Consider the following 6,940-nt stretch of genomic DNA (forward strand, 5'->3'; position numbering starts at 1 on the left):
AGCCGAGCAACGGCATGGGAACCACGGGTCTGGTGCTGGGCATCATCGGCGTGGTGTGCAGCGTGACCTTCCTGCTGTGGTTCTTCGGCGTGATCCTGGGCATCCTCGCGATCATCTTCGGCGCCATCGGCCGGGGCAAGGCCACACGGGGTGAGGCCACCAACAAGGGTGCGGCGACCGCCGGACTGGTCTGCGGCATCATCGCCACCGTGATCCTTCCGCTGCTGGGCTTCCTGCTCTTCGCCAGCATCATGGGCGGGCTCGGCGCGGCTGCCTGACGTCGCTGCTTCACGAGGGGGCCGGTCCGGTGGGCCGGCCCCCCACTCGTCACCCGCGCAGCCGCTCCCGCGCCTCCATCAGCGCGAAGCCCAGCAGATTCGGCCCCCGCCACCGCTCCGGATCCGCCGCCGCCTCGTCGTCCGCGGCCAGCCCGATGCCCCAGACGCGGTCCACCGGACTCGCCTCGACCAGCACTCGATCACCCGTGCCCAGCAGAAACTCCCGCAGCTCGGGATGCGCGCCGAACTTGTGGACGCTGCCCTCCACGACGATCCGGAACCGCTCCCGCTCCCATATCGCCTCGTCGAACCCGCGCACGAGCCGCCCGGCCTTCTTCGCCTCGGCGGGATGCGCGGCGGCCAGGACGGCCCGCTCCGCCGCCGCGTCCTCGAAGAGCCGGGCCTTGCCCGCCATCATCCAGTGCTCGGCCGTCGCGTACGCCACGCCGTCCACCGCGAACGGCGCCGGCCACCACTGGCTCAGACAGCTCGCCCCGATCCGGCCGTCAGGCCGCGGCCGGTGCCCCCAGAAATGCAGATACTTGATCCTTGTCCCCGTACGGACCGCCCTGATCAGGGCGTCCCGGGAACGGACCGCCCCCGTGATCTCCTCCATGCACGCGAGTCTGGCACGCACCACTGACACACCGTCCTGCCTCGGCACGGCCAACTCGACACCTGGTCGACAGATTCCGTCGCGTAACCAAAAATCAACAACGGAATCCCTTGTTGGCATGCCATACCTCTGTCAGGATCGGCACTCAAATCGAGCCTGAGCCACGCCGGCCCCACCACGGGGACACGGAGGAGAGCGACATGCACAACCCGGGCAACGCCGCCGCGGACCGATTCCCGGCCGAGGAGCGCTTCGCGCAGGGCGCGCAGTACATCGCCGGGCGCCTGACCCGGGGTACCTCCGGCCGCACGCACGCGGTCGTCGACCCGGCGTCGGGCGAGGAGGTGCTCCGTTACGACCTGGCGGGCACGGCCGACGTCGACCGGGCCGTCGCAGCCGCCCGCGAGGCCTTCCCGGGCTGGGCCGCGGCCACGCCCGGCGAGCGGTCCGACGCCCTGCACCGGTTCGCCGCGGTCCTGGCCGACCGCGCCGAGGACTTCGCCCGTGCTGAGTCGCTCCAGTGCGGCAAGCCGCTGAAGCTGAGCCGGGAGTTCGACGTCCCGGGGACGATCGACAACACCGCCTTCTTCGCCGGTGCCGCACGGCTGCTCCAGGGGCAGTCCGCCGGTGAGTACTCCGGGGACCACACCTCGTACGTCAGGCGCGAGCCCATCGGTGTCGTCGGCTCCGTCGCACCCTGGAACTACCCCCTCCAGATGGCCGCGTGGAAGGTCCTGCCGGCGATCGCGGCGGGCAACACCATCGTCCTGAAGCCCGCCGAGCTCACCCCGCTGACCTCGCTGCTCTTCGCCCAGGCGGCCACGGACGCCGGGATCCCGGACGGCGTGATCAACATCGTCACCGGCACCGGCAGTCAGGCCGGTGAGCACCTCGTCGGCCACCCCGACGTGGCCATGACCTCCTTCACCGGCTCCACCGCCGTCGGCAGGCGCGTCGCCGAGATCGCCACCGCCACCGTCAAGCGCCTCCACCTGGAGCTCGGCGGCAAGGCACCCTTCGTGGTCTTCGACGACGCCGACCCGGAGGCCGCCGCCCACGGCGCGGTCGCCGGCGCGCTCATCAACACCGGGCAGGACTGCACGGCCGCCACGCGCGCGTACGTGCAGCGACCGCTGTACGACGCCTTCGTGGAGCGGACGGCGGCACTCATGGAGACCGTCCGGCTCGGCGACCCGTTCGCCGCCGGCACCGACCTCGGCCCGCTCGTCTCGCACGTCCAGCGCGACCGGGTCGCCGGATTCGTCGACCGGGCGCGTTCCTACGCGCGCGTGGTGACCGGCGGAGAAGTACCAGGGGGCGAGTTGGCCAAGGGCGCCTACTACCGGCCCACCCTCATCGCGGACGCCGCCCAGGACAGCGAGGTCGTCCAGTCCGAGATCTTCGGGCCGGTCCTGGTCGTGCTGCCGTTCGACACCGACGACGAGGGCATCGCGCTCGCCAACGACACCCCGTACGGGCTGGCCGCCTCCGCGTGGAGCCGGGACGTGTACCGGGCGAACCGGGCCACGCGCGAGATCAAGGCGGGCTGTGTGTGGGTCAACGACCACATCCCGATCATCAGCGAGATGCCGCACGGCGGCTATAAGGCCTCCGGCTACGGCAAGGACATGTCCGCGTACTCGTTCGAGGAGTACACCCAGATCAAACACGTCATGTTCGACAACACCGCGGTGGCCGCCAAGGACTGGCACCGCACCGTCTTCGGGGACCGATAGTCGTCTGCAGGCCGCCTGACCAACGGCCGTCCACCCTCCGAAAGGGCACCACGCGCATGGAGCAGTACGAGCCCGACCGCCTGTCCCCGGCCCAAGTGGCCGCCATGCGGCGCAGTCTCACCAACGGCAGGGCCGCCCTCACCCGGCGGTCGCTGCTGCGCGCCTCCGCGGGCGGGGCGCTGGCGGCCGGCGGCATCGGGACGCTGAGCGCCTGCGGCATCCCGGCGGCGGGCCGGTCGCAGGGCGGCGTCTCCGCAGAGGACCACTCGGCCAAGGAGAAGACCGTGAGCTTCTCCAACTGGACCGAGTACATGGACGTCGACGACAGCGGCAAGCACCATCCGACGCTGGAGGAGTTCACCAAACGCACCGGCGTCAAGGTCAAGTACACCGAGGACATCAACGACAACAACGAGTTCTTCGGCAAGATCAAGCCGCAGCTCGCCGCGGGCCAGGACACCGGGCGGGACCTGATCGTCCTCACCGACTGGCTGGCCGGCCGCCTCATCCGCCTGGGCTGGGTGCAGAAGCTCGACCCGAGCAACCTGCCGCACGCCTACGCCAACCTCTCGGCCCAGTTCCGCAGCCCCGACTGGGACCCGGGCCGCGCCTACTCGTACGTCTGGCAGGGCATCTCGACCGTCATCGCGTACAACAAGAAGGCCCTCGACGGCGTCGAGGTGACGTCGCTGTCCGATCTGCTGGACAACCCCAAGCTCAAGGGCCGGGTCGGGTTCCTGTCGGAGATGCGCGACAGCGTCGGGATGACCCTGCTCGACATGGGCAAGGACCCGGCGCACTTCACCGCCGACGACTACGACGCGGCGATCGCCCGGCTCCAGAAGGCTGTCGACAAGGGCCAGATCCGCCGCTTCACCGGCAACGACTACACCTCGGACCTGACCAGCGGCGACTTCGCGGCCTGCGTCGCCTGGGCCGGTGACGTCGTCCAGCTCAAGGCGGACAGCCCCGACATCGACTTCCTCATCCCGGACAGCGGCTACGTGACGTCGACCGACAACCTGCTGATCCCCAACAAGGCCCGTCACAAGACGAACGCCGAGCGGCTCATCGACTACTACTACGAGCCGAAACCGGCCGCCGAACTCGCCGCGTACATCAACTACGTGTGCCCCGTCGACGGCGTGAAGGCCGAACTGGCGAAGATCGACGAGGACGCGGCGAACAACCCGCTGATCATCCCCGACAAGGCCATGGCCGCCAAGTCGCACGCCTTCCGCTCGCTGAGCTCGAAGGAAGAGACCGAGTTCGAAGAGAAGTTCGCGAAGCTGACGGGGGCGTGACCCAAGATGACGAACCAGACAGACCCCACCGGCGACGTCCGCCTCACGGGCATAGCCAAGACCTACGGTGCTTTCACCGCCGTCCATCCGCTCGACCTGACCGTGCCCCAGGGCTCCTTCTTCGCCCTGCTCGGCGCCTCCGGCTGCGGCAAGACCACCACCCTGCGCATGATCGCCGGCCTGGAGGAACCTTCCGCCGGGACCGTGTCGCTGGGCGGCCAGGACGTGACCGCGCTCCCGCCGTACAAGCGGCCCGTGAACACGGTCTTCCAGTCCTACGCCCTCTTCCCGCACCTCGACATCTTCGAGAACGTGGCCTTCGGCCTGCGCCGGCGCGGCCTGAGATCGGTGAAGAAGCAGGTCGGGGAGATGCTCGACCTCGTCCAGCTCGGAGAGCAGGCCCGCAAGAAGCCGCACCAGCTCTCCGGCGGCCAGCAGCAGCGCGTCGCCGTGGCCCGCGCGCTGATCAACCACCCCAAGGTGCTCCTCCTCGACGAACCGCTCGGCGCCCTCGACCTCAAGCTGCGCCGCCAGATGCAGCTCGAACTCAAGCGCATCCAGACCGAGGTCGGCATCACCTTCATCCACGTCACGCACGACCAGGAGGAGGCCATGACCATGGCCGACACGGTCGCCGTGATGAACGCGGGCCGCGTCGAGCAGCTCGGCTCGCCGGCCGACCTCTACGAGAACCCGAACACCACCTTCGTCGCCAACTTCCTCGGCACCTCCAACTTCATCGAGGCCGAGGTCGACTCCCGGAGCGGCGGCGAGATCGTGCTGAAGGCGGGCGGCGGCAAGCTCGTCCTGCCCGAGGCGCGGTGTTCCGCCCCCGCGACCGCCGGCGGCAAGGTCCTGGTCGGTGTCCGCCCGGAGAAGATCTCCCTCACCCACGCGGACGACGCCGGCGAGATACCCGAGGGCCGCAACCGCATCACCGGGAAGATCGCCGACTCCAGCTTCATCGGCGTCTCGACGCAGTACGTCGTCGACAGCCCGGTCTGTGCGGACTTCGAGGTCTACGCCCAGAACATCGACCGCGACCCCCGGCTCGTGCCCGGCGCCGAGGTCGTCCTGCACTGGAACCCGGCCCACACCTTCGGCCTGGACGCCGCCCAGGACGCCGATGCCGGAGTGGAAGAGGCGGCCTGATGTCGACACTCACCGAGGCACCGCCGCCGCTCGCGCCGGAAGCGCCCGAGCCGAAGCCCCCGCAGCGCAGGGGCCGCTGGACGCCGTACTGGCTGCTGCTCCCCGGCATCCTCTGGCTGGTGGTCTTCTTCGCGCTGCCGATGATCTACCAGGCCTCCACGTCCGTGCAGACGGGCTCCCTGGAGGAGGGCTACAAGGTCACCTGGCACTTCGCCACCTACTGGGACGCGCTGTCCGCGTACTGGCCGCAGTTCGTCCGCTCGGTGCTCTACGCGGGCACCGCCACGATCCTGTGTCTGCTGCTGGGCTACCCGCTCGCGTATCTGATCGCCTTCCGGGCGGGCCGCTGGCGGAACCTGATCATGATCCTGGTGATCGCGCCGTTCTTCACCAGCTTCCTGATCCGCACCCTGGCCTGGAAGACGATCCTCGCGGACGGCGGCCCGCTCGTCGGCGCGCTCGACACGCTGCACGTCCTGGACGTCACCGACTGGCTCGGCTGGACCGCCGGCGACCGCGTCCTGGCCACACCCCTCGCGGTGGTGTGCGGACTGACGTACAACTTCCTGCCGTTCATGATCCTGCCGCTCTACACCTCGCTGGAGCGCATCGACGGCCGGCTCCACGAGGCCGCGGGCGACCTGTACGCACGTCCCTGGACGACCTTCCGCAAGGTCACCTTCCCGCTGTCGATGCCGGGTGTCGTCTCCGGCACGCTGCTGACCTTCATCCCGGCGGCCGGCGACTACGTCAACGCCGACCTCCTCGGCTCCACGGACACCCGCATGGTCGGCAACGTCATCCAGACGCAGTTCCTCAGAGTGCTCGACTATCCGACCGCCGCCGCACTCTCCTTCATTCTCATGGCGGCCATTCTCCTCATGGTCACCCTCTACATCCGCAGGTCCGGGACGGAGGATCTGGTCTAAATGCCCTTCGTCAACTGGCTGAAAAGAAATCTCGTCGTCATCGCGGGACTGCTCACGCTCGGCTATCTGCTCCTGCCGAACGTCATCGTCACGGTGTTCTCCTTCAACAAACCGAAGGGGCGCTTCAACTACCAATGGCAGCAGTTCTCCCTGGACGCCTGGAAAGACCCGTGCGGCGTCTCCGATCTCTGCGGTTCGCTGTCGGTCAGCCTCCAGATCGCGGTCTGGGCGACCCTCGGCGCCACGCTCCTCGGCACGCTCATCGCCTTCGCACTGGTCCGCTACCGGTTCCGCGCCCGCGGCGCCGTGAACTCGCTGATCTTCCTGCCGATGGCGATGCCCGAGGTCGTCATGGCCGCCTCGCTGCTCACCCTGTTCCTCAACATGGGCGCCCAGCTCGGCTTCTGGACGATCCTCATCGCGCACATCATGTTCTGCCTGAGTTTCGTGGTCACGGCCGTCAAAGCGCGCGTGATGTCGATGGACCCGAAACTGGAGGAGGCGGCACGGGACCTCTACGCCGGCCCGTTCCAGACCTTCGTCCGGGTCACCCTGCCGATCGCGGCGCCGGGCATCGCTGCGGGCGCCCTGCTCGCCTTCGCCCTCTCCTTCGACGACTTCATCATCACCAATTTCAACGCCGGCTCGACCGTCACCTTCCCCATGTTCGTCTGGGGCTCGGCGCAGCGCGGAACACCCGTTCAGATCAATGTCATCGGCACGACCATGTTCGTCGTCGCCGTCCTGCTCGTCCTGGCCTCCATGGCCGTCGGTAACCGCCGCAACAGACAAAAGGCATGACCGTAGGGAGTTGACATCATGGCCCCGAGCGCCATGAACCAGCGGAACACGTGGATTCGTTCGCTTTCCGAAGCCCAGCCCCTCCCGTACTGGTTGGACGACCCCGGCCGGCCCCGCCCCGAAC

General features: G+C 68.8%; 7 protein-coding genes. 6 read left to right on the forward strand and 1 reads right to left on the reverse strand.

What is annotated here, in order from left to right; translation table 11 throughout:
• Positions 1–278: DUF4190 domain-containing protein (locus tag CCL05_RS40125; protein WP_143590029.1), on the forward strand; the 278-nt coding region annotated here is incomplete at its 5' end.
• A 49-nt stretch (positions 279–327) separates the two neighbouring features.
• On the opposite strand, the gene CCL05_RS40130 is transcribed toward CCL05_RS40125, so the two are convergent.
• On the reverse strand, positions 328–894 hold the full coding sequence (locus CCL05_RS40130) for an NADAR family protein (protein WP_086565529.1): 567 nt from the start codon (positions 892–894) through the stop codon (positions 328–330).
• A 200-nt stretch (positions 895–1,094) separates the two neighbouring features.
• On the opposite strand from CCL05_RS40130, the gene CCL05_RS40135 reads away from it, so the two are divergent.
• From CCL05_RS40135 to CCL05_RS40155, 5 genes are read left to right on the forward strand one after another with little or no spacing between them, the layout of a single operon-like run.
• Positions 1,095–2,630 (forward strand): gamma-aminobutyraldehyde dehydrogenase, encoded by a 1,536-nt coding sequence (locus CCL05_RS40135; protein ID WP_086565530.1) that lies wholly within the window; start codon positions 1,095–1,097, stop codon positions 2,628–2,630.
• A gap of 56 nt (positions 2,631–2,686) precedes the next feature.
• Complete coding sequence (locus tag CCL05_RS40140; RefSeq protein WP_086565531.1) at positions 2,687–3,934, forward strand: polyamine ABC transporter substrate-binding protein; 1,248 nt, start codon at positions 2,687–2,689, stop codon at positions 3,932–3,934.
• Positions 3,935–3,940: 6 nt separating this feature from the next.
• Positions 3,941–5,086, forward strand: coding sequence for an ABC transporter ATP-binding protein (locus tag CCL05_RS40145; protein ID WP_086565532.1), 1,146 nt, complete (start codon positions 3,941–3,943; stop codon positions 5,084–5,086).
• Positions 5,086–6,015, forward strand: a complete 930-nt coding sequence (locus tag CCL05_RS40150) for an ABC transporter permease (RefSeq protein ID WP_086565533.1) — start codon at positions 5,086–5,088, stop codon at positions 6,013–6,015. The genes CCL05_RS40145 and CCL05_RS40150 overlap by 1 nt, the downstream gene beginning before the upstream one ends.
• On the forward strand, positions 6,016–6,816 hold the full coding sequence (locus CCL05_RS40155; RefSeq protein ID WP_086565534.1) for an ABC transporter permease: 801 nt from the start codon (positions 6,016–6,018) through the stop codon (positions 6,814–6,816).
• Positions 6,817–6,940: the final 124 nt, after the last annotated feature.

It is taken from the genome of Streptomyces africanus (assembly GCF_002150735.1).
Taxonomy (GTDB): Bacteria; Actinomycetota; Actinomycetes; order Streptomycetales; family Streptomycetaceae; genus Streptomyces; species Streptomyces africanus.

Excerpts from the sequence above, each read along its gene's own strand:
- CCL05_RS40135 (WP_086565530.1), top strand. The coding sequence starts at position 1,095 with ATGCACAACCCGGGCAACGCCGCCGCGGACCGATTCCCGGCCGAGGAG.
- CCL05_RS40150 (WP_086565533.1), top strand. The coding sequence starts at position 5,086 with ATGTCGACACTCACCGAGGCACCGCCGCCGCTCGCGCCGGAAGCGCCC.
- CCL05_RS40155 (WP_086565534.1), top strand. The coding sequence starts at position 6,016 with ATGCCCTTCGTCAACTGGCTGAAAAGAAATCTCGTCGTCATCGCGGGA.
- CCL05_RS40140 (WP_086565531.1), top strand. The coding sequence starts at position 2,687 with ATGGAGCAGTACGAGCCCGACCGCCTGTCCCCGGCCCAAGTGGCCGCC.
- CCL05_RS40130 (WP_086565529.1), bottom strand. The coding sequence starts at position 894 with ATGGAGGAGATCACGGGGGCGGTCCGTTCCCGGGACGCCCTGATCAGG.
- CCL05_RS40145 (WP_086565532.1), top strand. The coding sequence starts at position 3,941 with ATGACGAACCAGACAGACCCCACCGGCGACGTCCGCCTCACGGGCATA.